The 14,787-nt window shown below is 32.0% G+C and carries 16 protein-coding genes; 6 read left to right on the top strand and 10 right to left on the bottom strand.

The annotated features are described in order from the left end of the window. Positions 1 to 4 precede the first annotated feature (4 nt). Positions 5 to 424 carry a tellurite resistance TerB family protein gene (locus SYN6308_RS20665; protein WP_017296373.1) on the top strand — a complete coding sequence of 140 codons (420 nt, stop codon included), beginning with the start codon at positions 5 to 7 and terminating at the stop codon, positions 422 to 424. A 309-nt stretch (positions 425 to 733) separates the two neighbouring features. Here the strand turns inward: SYN6308_RS20665 and SYN6308_RS20660 are convergent, their stop codons facing one another. The 3 genes from SYN6308_RS20660 to SYN6308_RS20650 all read right to left on the bottom strand — a co-directional run bounded on the left by SYN6308_RS20660 (position 734) and on the right by SYN6308_RS20650 (position 3,000). Continuing rightward, positions 734 to 1,507, bottom strand: coding sequence for a cobalt-precorrin-6A reductase (locus SYN6308_RS20660; protein ID WP_017296372.1), 774 nt, complete (start codon positions 1,505 to 1,507; stop codon positions 734 to 736). A 320-nt stretch (positions 1,508 to 1,827) separates the two neighbouring features. Further along, positions 1,828 to 2,469: a hypothetical protein gene (locus SYN6308_RS20655; protein WP_017296371.1), complete on the bottom strand. Its 642-nt coding sequence runs from the start codon at positions 2,467 to 2,469 to the stop codon at positions 1,828 to 1,830. Between the two features lie 105 nt (positions 2,470 to 2,574). Then, a complete protein-coding gene (locus SYN6308_RS20650) occupies positions 2,575 to 3,000 on the bottom strand; it encodes a hypothetical protein (RefSeq protein WP_017296370.1) in 426 nt (141 codons plus the stop codon). A gap of 42 nt (positions 3,001 to 3,042) precedes the next feature. Here SYN6308_RS20650 and SYN6308_RS23635 point away from each other — a divergent pair, with 42 nt between their 5' ends. Both SYN6308_RS23635 and SYN6308_RS23630 read left to right on the top strand, forming a co-directional pair. Beyond that, on the top strand, positions 3,043 to 4,017 hold the full coding sequence (locus SYN6308_RS23635) for a hypothetical protein (RefSeq protein WP_017296369.1): 975 nt from the start codon (positions 3,043 to 3,045) through the stop codon (positions 4,015 to 4,017). Positions 4,018 to 4,327: 310 nt separating this feature from the next. After that, positions 4,328 to 5,059: a hypothetical protein gene (locus SYN6308_RS23630; protein WP_017296367.1), complete on the top strand. Its 732-nt coding sequence runs from the start codon at positions 4,328 to 4,330 to the stop codon at positions 5,057 to 5,059. Positions 5,060 to 5,165: 106 nt separating this feature from the next. On the opposite strand, the gene SYN6308_RS20630 is transcribed toward SYN6308_RS23630, so the two are convergent. The 3 genes from SYN6308_RS20630 to rfbB all read right to left on the bottom strand — a co-directional run bounded on the left by SYN6308_RS20630 (position 5,166) and on the right by rfbB (position 7,539). Beyond that, positions 5,166 to 5,540 carry an AbrB family transcriptional regulator gene (locus tag SYN6308_RS20630; protein WP_017296366.1) on the bottom strand — a complete coding sequence of 125 codons (375 nt, stop codon included), beginning with the start codon at positions 5,538 to 5,540 and terminating at the stop codon, positions 5,166 to 5,168. 381 nt (positions 5,541 to 5,921) lie between these two features. Further along, a complete protein-coding gene (locus SYN6308_RS20625; RefSeq protein ID WP_017296365.1) occupies positions 5,922 to 6,374 on the bottom strand; it encodes a nitrate reductase associated protein in 453 nt (150 codons plus the stop codon). A gap of 100 nt (positions 6,375 to 6,474) precedes the next feature. After that, positions 6,475 to 7,539 (bottom strand): dTDP-glucose 4,6-dehydratase, encoded by a 1,065-nt coding sequence (rfbB, locus tag SYN6308_RS20620; RefSeq protein ID WP_017296364.1) that lies wholly within the window; start codon positions 7,537 to 7,539, stop codon positions 6,475 to 6,477. Positions 7,540 to 7,607: 68 nt separating this feature from the next. On the opposite strand from rfbB, the gene SYN6308_RS20615 reads away from it, so the two are divergent. Continuing rightward, positions 7,608 to 8,450, top strand: coding sequence for a PD-(D/E)XK nuclease family protein (locus SYN6308_RS20615; RefSeq protein WP_017296363.1), 843 nt, complete (start codon positions 7,608 to 7,610; stop codon positions 8,448 to 8,450). A gap of 56 nt (positions 8,451 to 8,506) precedes the next feature. Here SYN6308_RS20615 and SYN6308_RS20610 read toward each other — a convergent pair whose 3' ends face one another. The 4 genes from SYN6308_RS20610 to SYN6308_RS20595 all read right to left on the bottom strand — a co-directional run bounded on the left by SYN6308_RS20610 (position 8,507) and on the right by SYN6308_RS20595 (position 12,554). After that, entirely contained in the window at positions 8,507 to 8,761 is a 255-nt protein-coding gene (locus SYN6308_RS20610) for a DUF6761 family protein (RefSeq protein ID WP_017296362.1), read from the bottom strand. Between the two features lie 76 nt (positions 8,762 to 8,837). Next, positions 8,838 to 9,530 (bottom strand): photosystem II repair protein Psb32, encoded by a 693-nt coding sequence (psb32, locus tag SYN6308_RS20605; protein ID WP_017296361.1) that lies wholly within the window; start codon positions 9,528 to 9,530, stop codon positions 8,838 to 8,840. Positions 9,531 to 9,742: 212 nt separating this feature from the next. Further along, positions 9,743 to 10,822, bottom strand: coding sequence for a hypothetical protein (locus tag SYN6308_RS20600; RefSeq protein ID WP_017296360.1), 1,080 nt, complete (start codon positions 10,820 to 10,822; stop codon positions 9,743 to 9,745). 175 nt (positions 10,823 to 10,997) lie between these two features. After that, positions 10,998 to 12,554 carry a hypothetical protein gene (locus tag SYN6308_RS20595; protein WP_017296359.1) on the bottom strand — a complete coding sequence of 519 codons (1,557 nt, stop codon included), beginning with the start codon at positions 12,552 to 12,554 and terminating at the stop codon, positions 10,998 to 11,000. Positions 12,555 to 12,714: 160 nt separating this feature from the next. Between SYN6308_RS20595 and SYN6308_RS20590 the strand changes: the two genes are divergently transcribed. After that, the gene (locus SYN6308_RS20590; protein ID WP_017296358.1) at positions 12,715 to 13,203 is read left to right on the top strand and encodes a hypothetical protein; all 489 of its coding nucleotides are present in this window, start codon (positions 12,715 to 12,717) and stop codon (positions 13,201 to 13,203) included. A 65-nt stretch (positions 13,204 to 13,268) separates the two neighbouring features. Beyond that, positions 13,269 to 14,768, top strand: a complete 1,500-nt coding sequence (locus SYN6308_RS20585; RefSeq protein WP_017296357.1) for a tubulin-like doman-containing protein — start codon at positions 13,269 to 13,271, stop codon at positions 14,766 to 14,768. The last annotated feature ends 19 nt before the right edge of the window (positions 14,769 to 14,787 follow it).

The raw sequence follows: 14,787 nt of genomic DNA, 5'->3' as shown, positions 1-14,787 counted from the left end.
CATTATGACAACTCAAAATCAAACTAAATTATTGGTAAAAATTTTAGTAGGTACAGCATGGATTGATGGTATTATTCAACCTGAAGAAAGAAAATATTTACAAAAAGTCGTAGGGGAAAATAACCTTAGTGATGACGCTGAAATTAAGTCTTTGCTATCGGAAATCAAGCCTGTTAATCCGCCTCAATGTTATGAATGGTTAGAGGAATATTTAGGCAACAATCCCACTATCAAAGATTATGAAAAATTATTTGAAAATATTAGTGCGTTAATTTATAGTGATGGTGATGTGGATATGCAAGAGGCGAAACTATTAAATCATTTAGAAAATTTAGACCCTAATACTTTAACTAAAAAATCAATGCTTGATCAAATTTTAAATTCAGTTAAGCAATTATATCAAAAAGCGATCGCAAACAATTAGGGTGTGATGAAAAAGTATTTTGATGGGGAGAGGTGTTAGGTTAAATAATTAGGGTTTGCCTCATAGTCTTTATCGATTAGGGAGATAGGAGTTAGGAGACAGGAGATAGGAGAAATACTGAAACATCAAGGTTTTGATGCTGTTAATAGATAGAATAAGTATAGTTGTATTTTAAAAAATAAGGTTAAAAGTGTTGAATTTTTGAATAAAAATCCTTAAAACTGCACACTTTTTGGTGAATGTATTATGTCTAAACCTTTGATTTTTATAGCTTTCTGATTTATTCAGCAAACCCTAATTATTGAAAATTTAATTTTTGGATAAATCTAATAAGGATGCAAGAAAAGTATTAACTTCTTCTATATTATTTATAACCAAAGGATAGTCTATTTTTGGTCTTTCAATGACGATAAGGGGAATATTTAATTCTTGGGAAATTTTCTGTTTGATGTCTTCTCCTCCGGGTTTTCCTCCTGCTTTGGTAACAACGATGTCAATATTCCACATTTGCCATAGGGCTTTTTCTAATTCGGGAGAAATGGGGGGACGAAGTGCTATAATTCGATCGCAGGAAAAATTAGCTTCATAGGCTAGGTTAATAGACTCTGGATAGGGTAGGATTCGGGCGTAAAGGGTAGCCTTAGGATGATAATTGCGGAATAGATGTAAAAATTTAGCTCCAATGGTTAATAATACTCTTTTATGGTGGAGAGGAGAGTTTTCTTTAAGGAGGGATTCCAAAGAGGAAATAGAGGAAAGGGAGGTGGATTGTGTTATATTCGGGCGCTCATATCGTAAATAGGGTAATGATAATTCTTGACAGTGTTTAATTACTGTGTGCGAGATATTGACAGCAAAAGGATGAGAGGCATCGATAACAAGGGAAATATGATGTTTTGTGAGGAATTGAGGTATTTCTGATGGTGAAAGTTTACCGACAAAAATTTGACATTGAGAAGAAATGGATTGATAAAGTTGCGTTGCGGTGTTCGTGGTAACAGTTATGATAAAATTTAACTGATGTTTGATGAGTAAGTGTGCGATCGAAACACTGTCAGAAGTTCCTCCAATAAGCCAAATCATAGATTATGCTGAAGGTTTGTTTCAGAGTCTTTTGATGAGGGTAGGAGAGAGGAGAGAGGAGTTAGGAGACAGGAGAAATACTTATAAATTAGACAAGAGTTTTTTTGTAACATCAAATTAGTGACTTGATGAGTATTTGGTAGAATTTGTGAGTGTTGGCTAGGCTAAGATTATTTTGCCTAGCTTTGATTTTAGCAGAAGTTTTGTGTAATAAATTTTAAGAGTGATTTCGGCTTTGAGGTAGAACAATAGTTCTGTCAAAATAATAGTATGGATTCGATTAGGAAGTACCACTGTAAAAACAAGTGTTGAATAGTTCATCAATAAGTAATACCACGATATGTTCTAGGTTTTACCTTTTGCTTTAATGGGGATGTTTCCTCTACTATGGGTTGAGATTTTAAAGATTGATTGACAACAACTCCTCGATAAGTTTTAACCTCTTCTAAAATTTCCCTAGAAACAGAAGAAACTTTTTTATCTTCTCTAATTTGTCTAACATTATCTTGTAAATCATTAGAGGAGGCAATGTCAAAAAGATTATATGTTGAAGGAATAAATGTTTGTTTACTATCAATCTCTTTTTTCTCCATAAATGATGTAGTAACTCCTAATTTTTCATCATTTTCTCTAGGGAAAGATACAGGTAAAGTATCATTTTCTATATTTTTTTTGTTATCTAATTTACTATTAATAGATGTTACATTAGATGCTTTTTTCTGCTCTTTAATGTTTTCTTCTTCCACCCATATAGTATAAGAATAATTTGTCTCAAGGATAAAAGTTTCTTGCCCTGATTGCCCCATTTCTTGACAGATATTTAATGCTTTTTCTTTAAACTTTTTGGGAAGTACAGATTGACGGCGAAAGGTTTTAGCAAAGCAGGTTAGAGTTAAAGACTTTTGAATTTCTGTGGGAGAAATTCCTTGTTCTACTAAATCATCTAAAAGAAGTAATTTCATGGCTAATTATATATAGTTTAGGCTTTGTTTCCATCGTGATGAGTTTAATTCATAATTTATATAATATCTTGAGGGGAAAATATAAATTGTAAAGTAAAATACATATTAGTAAATTAAATAACTTGAATATTTTACTGATTTTTTATTCTCAGTTTTCATTAATATTCTCCAGGTTTTTCCCCTTGACTGTCTTTGTAAATCAAGGTTGAATGTATTATTAATTAATCTTTTTTTATAGGTATTTTTCTCTAATATAATTTTGTATGTTCCTTCTAAATGATATGTCGGTAGATTAAAAAGAATCATCGGTTCAATTTTGATGACATTAATCTGAGTAAGAGTAAATTGTGGCTTTTTTTGTCTTAATTGCCTACTTAAAGAGTCTTGTTGATGTTCTAGTTTAAATCTTAGAGCTTTTTCAATTATACTAGGATTTGGTGCAAATTCTAACGGTGGTTTTTCTAGGTTACAACTTACACATAGTATTGCGATCGAGATATAAATAATCCATTTTATTTTTATGTCGAACATCTTTTTTTTGTTTATTTATTGAGTGATTTTATTTTTTAGTTTATGGCTAATACCCCAGAAAATTTTAACCCTAATGTGTCGATCGAAATCAAAAAATCTTTAAAAAGAACGATGATTCAATTGCAGAAATCCATTGACATAATTAATCAGCAAAAAATAAAAGATTTACCTAGTTTAACCATTGTAGATGATTTAGTAGAATCTAGTAATGCTTTGGTTGATTATTTACAGTTAAAAAATGCTAATATTCCCGAAATAAATAATCTCCAAGAAGTTAATAATTTTGCCGAAAATAATATTTCTTTTGCTGAAATTGAAGACTTTAAAGAATCTCCTTCATCAAAAAAGGTGAAGAAAGTTAAAGCACCCAAAATTAATTTATTTTTAGCAATATTTTTGATAATAAGTATATCTATTAATTTATTTTTGGGATTTTTAAAGCCTCAAAATGTTCCCAATTTAGCTATAAATATTCCAGAAGCAAAACAAGATATTGTCGAAACAAATCAAGCAATAGAAATAACCAATAGTATCGATACAGAGGAAGAAGTTAAAGATATAGGCTCGATCGAAGATATAATAGTTAATGAAAAACCCATAGATGAATTTATTCCAGAAGAAAATCAAAGTTTAGAAACACAAACAAACATAGAAAAAACAGAAGATATAAAAGAAGATATAATTAGTGAAACTGAAATTAAATTACCTTTAACACCAGAAGAATATTTATTAACAAATATTAAAGAACAAATAGATTTAATTACTAATAAGTATGGTAAAAAATTAATTGTCAAAATAACAGCTAACTTAAACCAAAATAATTTAATAATTTATATTAGTGATGATTGGTACGGATTAAGTGAAGGAGAACAAAATAACTTGGTTAATGATATAATAGATAAAGTGAAAAGTTTAGATTTTTACAAATTTAATTTATTAGATATTAAGGGTAACTTATTAGCTAGGAATGCCGTGGTAGGAAAAGAATTTATTATCATAAAAAGAAGTATTAATTAGGGTTTGCCTCGATGAATGACTTGGAAGACTCCGAAGACTCCGAAGACTCCGAAGATTATATTTTGCCTGAATCAATAAAAATTAACAATTTAAAATTTACCATAGGCATTCCTCATATTTAACCAAGTAATACCTAAAATTCTATAGTGTTTAAGTATTATTAAACTACTAAAAATCGATTCAAAATATTTTCTGGAGAAGTCTAATTGACAAATGATTTAGGATTAGTAGATAAAAATAGACCCATGAGTTTTAAAATAAAAAAGTGTTAAGTGTCAAATTCTCTAAATGATGATCATTAAAAATAGTCATGATAGATTTAAGTTATTTTTCTTTAGGTGTTTTACTATGGCTAGGAAGTTGTGGATTTTTAATTACCCTAAGACGAGAGGATAAATCTTTTCTTGAGGGAAAAAAATCTCAATCTCAGGAGATTTTATCTTTAGATTCTGGCAAAATTAAAGAGTTAGAAATGCAATTGCAAATGAAAACTGCGGATTTGATTTTAGCAACAAAAAAAATAGAGGCTTTAGAAACCCAATTACAAATAACGATCGATCGACTAGAATATAATGAAGATGAATATTTAAAATCTCAACAACAATCAGAAATACAAGTTACCAATCTGGAAAAGCAAATAGAGACATTAGAAAAAAAATGTCTGGCATTGAATGAAGAAATAGAAACATTACCTCCACAATTAATTAAAGATTGGCAGAAAAAATCCTTTGAATTATTGCAAACCCTATTAGCCAATTATCCCACAGCTAAAGTGATGGTAAAACTGAAACCAGATTTTCCTGCAAAAAATTTGATTCCCTTACTAGCGCCCCTAGATAAAATATTAAGTAAATGGGAAATAGAATCCATTGGAAAACCATGGGAAAAAGTATCTTATAATCCCTTAATACACTATACGGATGAAGAAAATTTAACCCCAAATGAAAAAGTATATATTCGTTTTGTGGGTTATAGTCAAAAAGGCAAAATTTTATTACCCGCTAAAGTTAATCGTACATTACCCGGACAAAATAAAAATTGATGGAAGAAGTCATTAAAAAATTGTATCAAGAAAAATCCCACTGTCTTGAGAAGTGGGAGTGTCAACATTTTATTGAGATATTCCACAGGAATTTTTGACAATAAAATTAGTCAGTGAGTTGTCGAAGATGGATATTTTTTCTGCCTAAAACAACCTCAAATTCATCCCCCGGTTTTAAACCCATTTTATCAGTATAGGCTTTGCCGATGGAGAGATTACCATTAGATTGTACATTGATGCGGAAATTAGCACTTCTGCCTCTTTTTTTACTATCAATAGCGGTTTCGTTATCAAGATTGATTCCTTCCGCTTCAATTAAAGCATTAAGAAATTTAACCATGCTAACTCTTTTTTGACCATTATCTGTCAAAGTATAATAACCACATTCGATCGCTTTTACTTCCCGTGATACATTACCTAATTTTTTCACAGTTTTAAGTAACTCTTTTCCTGTCAGGGGTTGTTGTTTTTTTGTTGCCATTTACGTCTATTTTCCTAAAGATTTAAACTATCTATCTTATCTATTTTAAGTAAATATACAAAATAGTTTTTTAATTTTTGTTCATTAACTATAATATACTAATTGAGTCAAATTTTACTTTTTTTTCTAAACATAATCTGGAATTAATTAGGGTTTGCTCAAAAAGTCTTTTGATGAGGAGAGGAGATAGAGTTAGAAGTTAGGAGTTGAGAGTATTCTTTTATTTTTTAGGAATAGTGTAGCTTCATTAGACTTCTTGCAGAATTCGAGTAATGAGTAATAAGTTAAGAAATTTATGTTTTTCACCCTAAAATAGATTTTACTTTTTATTTTGCAAGAGGTTTATTAAAGAAGTTATTTTTGATTCATGATAAGAGAATACTATAGTAAATTAAATTCTTTTAAAGCAGGAATAAAATTATTATTTTCATGACTAGGGCGACTTAATTTTATTAAAGCAAATCTTTGTAAAGGCTGTAAATTTTGCCATTGATATAACTTTAACTCAAAATCAAATTCTTTAACTTTTTTCTGTATATCAACAGGTATTGAGTCTATTTTAAACCATAATGGTTGTTGATCTATATCTAAATCTTTAGGATATTCTCCCGTTTTATCATAGACTAAATCCCGTAAATATTGACGATATTCTGTAATTTGTGCGGTAGTTTCACAGGGTTTGTTAACTAAGATTTCTTTTTCTAATTGCTTAAAATTATGCCAGTGATGAAGTTTTAATTTAACGCCACAAGTATCTAGTTTAAATCTAACTATCATGGGAATACAACGTAATGATGCAACAAAATCGGCTTCAAATTCAAAAAATTGTTTCATTGATTTATCTTAATTTCTCTGGTACAATAAGTAATAACTATTCGTTATTCACTATTCACTAAATAGTAGTAGAGGCGCTGGGTTTTTCCCACTCTACTGCTTATTTTTTATACACTTGTTGATAGTAGTTTTGATAGTCGGCGGATAGTAAGGGTTGCCACCATTGAGGGTTGTTAACATACCATTGCAAGGTTTCTCTTAATCCTGTTTCTATATTTATTGATGGTTGCCAATTAAGTTCTGTTTTTAGTTTAGTACTATTAATAGCATATCTTCGATCGTGCCCTAATCTGTCTTTAACAAAAGTGATAAGTTGAGATGATGGTTTGACGGGTAAATCAGGAGCAATTTCGTCCATAATTTGACAGATTAACTTCACTAAGTCAATATTTTTTACTTCGTTATTCCCTCCAATATTATAGGTTTCTCCTGTTTTTCCTCGATGTAAAACCGCATCTAAGGCACTACAATGATCTTTAACGTATAACCAATCTCTGATATTTTGCCCATCACCATAAACGGGTAAGGGTTTTCCTAATAAAATGTTAATCACCATTAAGGGGATAAGTTTTTCAGGAAAATGATACGCACCATAATTGTTGGAGCAATTAGTGATAATTGTGGGAAGATTATAGGTGTGATAATAAGCTCTGGCTAGATGATCACTTCCTGCTTTTGATGCTGAATAAGGGCTATTGGGTGCATAGGGTGTATTTTCGGTAAAGGCGGGATCATCTATGTCTAAACTACCATAAACTTCATCGGTGGAAACATGGAGAAAACGATATTCTTGGGGTTGGTTTTGTTTCGCCCAATGATGACGAAAACTCTCTAACAGGGTAAATGTGCCGATGACGTTCGTTTGAATAAAAGCAGAAGGTGTTAAAATCGATCGATCGACATGGGATTCGGCGGCAAAATGGGCAATAGTGGTGATATTCTCTTTTTCTAAGATATTATCTACAAGGGTTCGATCGCAAATATCCCCATGAATAAAAGAAAAATTAGGATTATTTTCTAAGTTAGCTAGGTTGTGACGATTTCCAGCATAGGTGAGGGCATCTAAGACGATAATTTTATCTTGAGGATGATTTTGCGCCCAATAATTGACAAAATTTGAACCGATAAATCCCGCACCACCCGTCACTAAAATATTTTTGTACATAATCAATAACGATAAAATTCTTTGATGGTTATAATGAAAACATAAAGTGGTAGATAAAAATAAAAACCATGACAGAAGCTGAAATTAAAAACATTATTGAACAACAGTTACCTACATTAATTCAAAATCCATCAATTCGAGACTTGATTATGCGTACCGTATCAGAATATTACGCACCAAAACAAGAAACTGAAAGTAAGTTTGACAGAATTTTAGCAGAATTACAGCGCGATCGTGAAATGGCACAGCTCGATCGAGAAGAACAAAATCGTAAATGGGATGAAAATAATCGCCGTTTAGATGAGTTTATCCACCAACAAAATCGTAAATGGGATGAACAAAATCGCAAATGGGATGAAAACAATCGCCGTTTAGATGAGCTTATCCATCAACAAAATCTTAAATGGGATGAACAAAATCTCAAGTGGGAAGAAAATAAACAGCAATGGCATGAACAACATGAACTAAATAAAGCGATGTTAGCAGAAATCCAAAAACTTAGTAAAAAATATGATAGCACCATCGGGGCTTTGGGGTCACGATGGGGCTTATATTCTGAAGCTAGTTTCCGTAATGCCCTTAAAGGTATCCTAGAAGAATCCTTCGGTGTGCAAGTCTTAAATGTCAATGAATTTGACGATGAAGGAGAAGTGTTTGGCAGACCCGATCAAGTGGAAATTGATGTTATCATCAAAAATGGTTTACTGATTCTCTGTGAAATCAAATCCTCTATTGACAAAGCAGGAATGTATATATTCGATCGAAAAGTAGCTTTTTATGAAAAACGTCATCAACGTAAAGCCAATCGTAAAATGGTCATTTGTCCTATGGTGGACGATCGTGCTAAACCCGTAGCGACAAATTTAGGTATTGAACTTTATAGCTATGCTGACAGCGTAGAATTAAATTAACATCAAGTTCGATCGAGTGGTAAGATCAAGATCGAACTTATTAATATCGAACTAGATTAATAGTAATCATGTTCTCGTTGCATTTGGGGCATAGCTAGTTCAAAATTAGAAGGGTCTCGTAGAAAACGAAAAGCCTCTTCTTCTAAACGATGGATTTGATAGCCTTCGATAACGCTGGTGAGACGGAGACAAGCAAGATACCCTTCCATGAATATTCGCAACTCCTCATAGCGACTACCTCTATGCCATAAATCCACCATTCCATCGGTTAACTTTTGATAGTATCGAATAACAAAGGGATCTGTTAGCATAATTTTTCTTTCTTATTATCGGTTTTTATTAAATTGATAGAGATGAAATACGATGCTTTCATACTTTCATTGTACCCTAATTACCCGGAAAACCTACATACCAAAAATATGTCACCATGGGTATTAAAGTGGCTAATCCTAACAGTACAACCATCCAGATTGTAGCACTTCGATCGTCTGTTTCTTCGGCAGTGGCAAAAGTACCATCAATATTCACCTCTTTGATTTGAGGCGCTCCGGGGTCTTCTTGCCCTGACAAAACAGCTACAACTCGATCGCTCATATCTATTAAAGCCTGATTATACTGTAAACTTTTCAAGGGTACGGTAAGGGTTTCTTTTAGTACGCTTTCAGTAATTTCTGAATTTAACACAGAAGTCACTTGCTCTCCTGTCACAAGGGCGGTACGATTGGTTAGAGTATCTAAGACGAATAAAGTTTGATTTTGTTGCTCTTGTTCCGTGGGATACCATTTAGTAAAAAGTTCCTCCGTGAAAGAGTCGATCGTTTCATCATAGTCAAGACGGTTAATAACTACGATGCGTAATTCATTGCCTGTTTTCTCTGCTAAATCTCTCAATTCATTGGTTAAAGAGGCTTCTGTGGTTTTACTGATAGCTTGAGCATCATCAAAAATCCAGACATCTTCTCCTGCATTAATCACGGGTAAATCGTAAACTCCTGTAGCGTTTGCACTATTAATACCTAAGTTAAAAACCAGCATTAAACAAAGAGATAAACTGAGAATGATAGCGTTTATTTTTCTCATAATTAATATGATCCTAAACTGTAAAATAATTCTCTTATTATGTCATGTTATGGAGACAGTTAAATATTTTTTCGATCGAGATATACTTGACAAGAGTATAATTTCAGCTTGATTGGTATAGATTAGACATTTTTAAACAAGATTTTTTATCAGTTCGTAGTAAGGGTTTTAACCCTTTTTAAACCAAATATGGTCGAAGTCTATTAGATATACTAATAATGAACTTTTCCTGATTCTAAGATTGTCCAGATATTGCCATTTTTTCTTAATTTAGCAGGTTTTTTAATGATGATATTTTTACCTACTGTTGCGATGGGAATCTCATTTTCTGCTAACAATAATTTGGTATAATGAGCTAAGGTTAAAGTCATTTTATCAAATAAGATTTGCGGATCGGGAAATAAATATTCTTCCCCGTTAATTTTCTTTAATAAATACTCTCCAATGGGATTAACTTCTAAAGTTATATTTATGGTATCTGGATTATTTTGCAAAAATTGATTGATAGTATCTTGGGTAAATTTTAACTTGTTGTATCCTCCTTCTAAATCTGCAAAATTATCAGGATTTTTTGAGTATAAATTGATTAATTTACTATAGGTTGGCTCTAAATTTTGTAAACGGTGATCTAATAATTCAATTTCTTTGGTTAACTGAGAATTACCTTGATTGATTTTGCTTAAAATGTTTAATAATTGTTGTAAACTAGCTGGAATTTCTTTTTCATTTTTCGTCAGTTTTTCTAATTCTAAGGTTAGGTTTTGCAGGGGAGATTTTTTGCCAATTAATAATTCTCCTTTCTCTTTCATTTCCCATTCTTTGCCACTAGATAAAATATTTAATTGACAAGGTTTTATTAAAGTAAATTCTTCTTCATTGCTATTTTTTAATCCTTTCAGATTGAATAAATTATTGATAGTTTGCAGTTTATAAACTTTAATTTTTCGATTGCCATTAGGTAATAAATAATAGTTATTTATCTCCATATTTTCTAATAAAATAACCCAATAATTACCTTTAACAACTTTTTCTAATATTATAGTTCTGTCGAGGGTTTTTTGTCGATAACTTTGAGATGTTAAGGACACTTCGATCGCATATTCTGTCAAAATATGAGGAATATCATTATAAAGATTAATTAACTTATCTACTGAAATTTTTAAAGGTTTCGGTTGTTGATTTTGCAAAAATCCTTGAACAATTATCGCCTCTTTTGACTCTAATTGCTTTAATCTTTTTTCTAGTTTTTGAACATAAGTAATGATTTTTTCTAATTCAGAATTGTTACTCATAAGCTAAGACACATTTCGTTTATATTAAATCAGTTATAAATAAATCATCTGAAATTATTAGACTTCTTCAACAATTATTTTTTATTGGTTTGTAGTAAGGGCTTCAGCCCTTGTTTTCAGAATTAATGGAGATGTCTATTGTTGGGTTACGCTGTCGCTAACCCAACCTACAAATTTAGTAATTTTTTTGTAAACCAAAACAAAAGCGCCCAATAACTGGATCATTTTCATCATTGCTTAATGTTTTGAGATTTAAACTTTTTAATTTATTCATAAAAATAGACAGATTTTGAGTTTTTGAACCATCATTATTTTGCCCGATCGAACTCCATTCTGTCCACCAATCTTGTCCACTAAAATCATCTAAAATTAAGTCAACTTCAAATAAATATATTTCGGGATTAGGTAAGTTATTAATGTTAATATCTGTGAGAAATGCTAAGGTTTGATTTTCTTGATCTAATTTTAAATCTTTAACGGTTAAAGCCTGTTTTAATGAGCCACTAGAATTAAGACTAAAAAACTCTTTTTGAGCTTGATTTACTTGCTGATTTTCTATAGTTTCTGGTTTTTCTTCTTCATTTTCTTCGGGCTTAGTTTCCGATTCTTCCGCCGTTGATTCTAATACCTGATTATCTTGATAATTAGGATTAAAAGTATAAACTTTAGTATTAGTAATTAAGTTAGTATCCTCGATCGAAAGTGCATAATTACCACCTTTAATTTTAGTAATGTCAGGAAAAGGCACTTGATAATTAATAGCTAATTTCGATTCAGTATTATCGACTATATCGAATAACTCATAGGGTTCATTATTAGCATCTTGGGTACTAACAATAACATTACCATCATCTAAGGCAAAAATTCTTTGTAATTGATTATTTTCTGGTAATTTACTATTACTTTTTCTCCCTTCAAGATTTCCCAAACTAATGGGATTTTGCAACAGAATCTTTTTAGTGGGAAAAATCAACATTTTGCTATCTTTATGAATTTCTGTATCCAGTTTTTTTAACTCATCAAAATAGGTGGCAATTTGATCATATTTGCCAATAAATAAAACATAAAAAGGACGAAAACCTTCTGAACTTTTGCCTTCTGTGGTGTAACTAAATTTTGCTTTTCCCGTATTAGGATCATAAATAATGCCATTAAACTGGCTTTTTACTGCCCAAATTCCTACAGTATAATCTTGATTTTTTTCATCTTTATTTAGATAATTTTGTGCTAAAACTTCGGCAATTTTTCCCCCATCATCTCCTTCTAAATCTGTGACAATAATGGTTAATTTATCCTTACCTTCTACGGGAGGAGTTATGGCAGTTTGAATGGGACTAGAAACAGCTTCGTAGGTACTATCATTACCATCATAAAAAGTTCGACTGGTGGCATCTCGGCGAAGATTATCACGGGTAATCGTTTTATCATCTCCAATACGTTTATATGCTACATTGACATTATTTGTATTTATAACAGCATTGGCAAGTAATTCTAAGGCTTTGGCATAATTATTATTAGGAATGGTGACATATCCCAACATGGAATCACTACCATCGATATTAAGGGAGACATCTAATTTATTAACGGTATTTTCCCCAGAAACTAAGGCTTGAATGGAATCTATATCACAGGATAATTCTTCTTGGGGAGTTTTTTGACAACTTGTCAGCAAGGATAAGGTCAAAATAAGAGAAAGTAACGATTTAAAACTATTTTGATGAATTTTACCCATAAATGCTCGATCGAATGGTGGATTTTTCCATATATTTTAAATAATAGAAGAAGTATTAAATTCTATTTCTTTTTTAAAATGTTTATGGAATTTTTATATATATTATAGTATAACAACATTAAGTACTGGACATAAATTTAATTATTGACAAGAGAAAATAATGAAAGTCGGAGAAATTATTAGAATTATTATATTCGCCCTCGTGGGTTTTGTCCTCATGATGTGGTTACAACCTTTATTGTATGAACAAAAAATCTTTGGAGTAATCAAGACAATTCCTTTTAGTGATTGGATTAAGCAATATTACCTCGCCGCTTGGATTATCTTTGGTTTTTCTCTCACTTTTACTGTGCTATGGTATGTAATTTTGTTAAAAAATCAAAATGGCAATAGTGGCACATTTAAAATGCTTTGGTATATAGGATTATTTTTATTAACCGTAATTGTAGTTGTTACTATGTACTTTAACAATCAAGATCAAAGAGGAGAGTTGATTCAAGAAACCATAATTTCCATGACGGGATTATTCTTGTTCGACTCTTTATTTGTACTTTATTGGCTACCTACTGTAACCAGTACACCCGGACTATTAAGAAGAAGAACTGTACCTTTAGCTATACCTATTAATGATCTCATGGGCAGGAGTTAAGAATTAAGAATTAAGAATTAAGAATTAAGAATTAAGAATTACCTATTCACTATCAATTATTCACTATGAGTTTATATGTTATCGGCATTGGAGGCACAGGGGCAAAATGTATTGAAGCGATAATTCAATTAGCTTCTGTGGGTTTAATTCCTAGTAGTCAGTTACGAGTTTTGTTTGTTGATGCTGATGAAACTAACGGCAATTTACAACGATCGAAAGATAGCTTGGGTATCTATCAAAAATGTTACCAACTTTTAAAGGGAAACCATGAGGAATGTTCATGGATGACTACTAATATCAAATCTTATGGGGTATGGTCGCCTTTTACCAATAGTAACGCCGATCGAAAATTGGGATCGTTTTTCTCCTATGATACCCTCAAACAAACTTCTCCCCCCTTAGCTAATTTGTTCGATGTTCTCTATACCGAAGACGAGCGAAATGTTTCCTTAGAGGTGGGTTTTAGGGGTCGTCCTGCCATTGGATCGAGTATTATGACTCAAATCAACCTCGATCGACTTAACGAAGAACCTTGGCGAAGTTTGATTACTGAAATTGAAAATAATGCAGGAGGAGGAGCAGAGGCGAAAGTATTACTCTGTGGGTCAATCTTTGGCGGTACAGGCGCTTCGGGTTTACCCACCATCGGGCGCTTAATTGCCAATAAATTAGAGCAAGATGGGGTTAGAGATAAAGTCAAAATTGGTTGTATTTTTGGATTGCCTTACTTTAATTTCCCCAAAGGTAACAACAGCGAACAAGTGTATGCTAGTTCGGATTTATTTTTACTCAACACCGAAGCCGCGCTGAGATATTACAAAGAACAAGCCCAACAATTTGATACTAAATATTTGATTGGTAATCAAACCATGGAAAAATTGGGAGAGTTTAGCGTTGGTAAGGATACCCAAGTTAATCGCCCTCACTTTGTGGAATTTTATGCTGGTTTAGCGGCTCGTCATTTTTTCTGTGACAATCCTGCCAATGGTGTTCATGTTATGAGTCGTAATAAAGCAGGAATTTTACAATGGAATGATATACCTAATACGGAGGAGGTGAAAACTAAGTTAGTTAATGCCGCTCGTTTTGCCTTTATTTGGTTAGCGGATTTTCAAGATCAATTACAATTAGGTAAAAATCAAGGCATTAAAGAGTTAAATGGGTTGGCTTGGTTTGATAAATTCTTTCAAGGTATGGGGATGTTTGGCATGAAAACTCGGAAGGAATTACCAGATTTAGGAGATACAACTCAACAGGAAGCCATTAAAACCATCGATGCTTGGTGTGAGGACTTTTTGCGGTGGATAAAAGATATTCACTATTGTGATAATGAGAGTATTCGCCTATTTAAAGCTAAGGAATATTTTCCTAATCCCCAGAATTTGAAGGGGGAAAAATTAGGTAATTTATTCTGGGATGATGCCCGTGGTAAGGAAATTGTCGATCGAGATACTTCCGTAACTCTTAAAAATTCGATCGGCGATTTAGACTTGCGCAATTTTAGTGAGCCGAATCAAGGAGTCACGGGATTAGCCAAAGCCGTATATGTTACTTGTAAAGTGTAGGGCGATGTCCAACCTCACC

It is taken from the genome of Geminocystis herdmanii PCC 6308, from assembly GCF_000332235.1.
GTDB lineage: Bacteria > Cyanobacteriota > Cyanobacteriia > Cyanobacteriales > Cyanobacteriaceae > Geminocystis > Geminocystis herdmanii.
Note: the sequence above shows the minus strand (reverse complement) of the source record. Positions and strands in the feature narration are given on the sequence as shown.

What these genes read in the sequence shown, in the direction of transcription:
- SYN6308_RS20665 (WP_017296373.1), top strand. Translation starts at nt 5, where the DNA reads ATGACAACTCAAAATCAAACTAAATTATTGGTAAAAATTTTAGTAGGT.
- SYN6308_RS20660 (WP_017296372.1), bottom strand. Translation starts at nt 1,507, where the DNA reads ATGATTTGGCTTATTGGAGGAACTTCTGACAGTGTTTCGATCGCACAC.
- SYN6308_RS20655 (WP_017296371.1), bottom strand. Translation starts at nt 2,469, where the DNA reads ATGAAATTACTTCTTTTAGATGATTTAGTAGAACAAGGAATTTCTCCC.
- SYN6308_RS20650 (WP_017296370.1), bottom strand. Translation starts at nt 3,000, where the DNA reads ATGTTCGACATAAAAATAAAATGGATTATTTATATCTCGATCGCAATA.
- SYN6308_RS23635 (WP_017296369.1), top strand. Translation starts at nt 3,043, where the DNA reads ATGGCTAATACCCCAGAAAATTTTAACCCTAATGTGTCGATCGAAATC.
- SYN6308_RS23630 (WP_017296367.1), top strand. Translation starts at nt 4,328, where the DNA reads ATGATAGATTTAAGTTATTTTTCTTTAGGTGTTTTACTATGGCTAGGA.
- SYN6308_RS20630 (WP_017296366.1), bottom strand. Translation starts at nt 5,540, where the DNA reads ATGGCAACAAAAAAACAACAACCCCTGACAGGAAAAGAGTTACTTAAA.
- SYN6308_RS20625 (WP_017296365.1), bottom strand. Translation starts at nt 6,374, where the DNA reads ATGAAACAATTTTTTGAATTTGAAGCCGATTTTGTTGCATCATTACGT.
- rfbB (WP_017296364.1), bottom strand. Translation starts at nt 7,539, where the DNA reads ATGTACAAAAATATTTTAGTGACGGGTGGTGCGGGATTTATCGGTTCA.
- SYN6308_RS20615 (WP_017296363.1), top strand. Translation starts at nt 7,608, where the DNA reads ATGACAGAAGCTGAAATTAAAAACATTATTGAACAACAGTTACCTACA.
- SYN6308_RS20610 (WP_017296362.1), bottom strand. Translation starts at nt 8,761, where the DNA reads ATGCTAACAGATCCCTTTGTTATTCGATACTATCAAAAGTTAACCGAT.
- psb32 (WP_017296361.1), bottom strand. Translation starts at nt 9,530, where the DNA reads ATGAGAAAAATAAACGCTATCATTCTCAGTTTATCTCTTTGTTTAATG.
- SYN6308_RS20600 (WP_017296360.1), bottom strand. Translation starts at nt 10,822, where the DNA reads ATGAGTAACAATTCTGAATTAGAAAAAATCATTACTTATGTTCAAAAA.
- SYN6308_RS20595 (WP_017296359.1), bottom strand. Translation starts at nt 12,554, where the DNA reads ATGGGTAAAATTCATCAAAATAGTTTTAAATCGTTACTTTCTCTTATT.
- SYN6308_RS20590 (WP_017296358.1), top strand. Translation starts at nt 12,715, where the DNA reads ATGAAAGTCGGAGAAATTATTAGAATTATTATATTCGCCCTCGTGGGT.
- SYN6308_RS20585 (WP_017296357.1), top strand. Translation starts at nt 13,269, where the DNA reads ATGAGTTTATATGTTATCGGCATTGGAGGCACAGGGGCAAAATGTATT.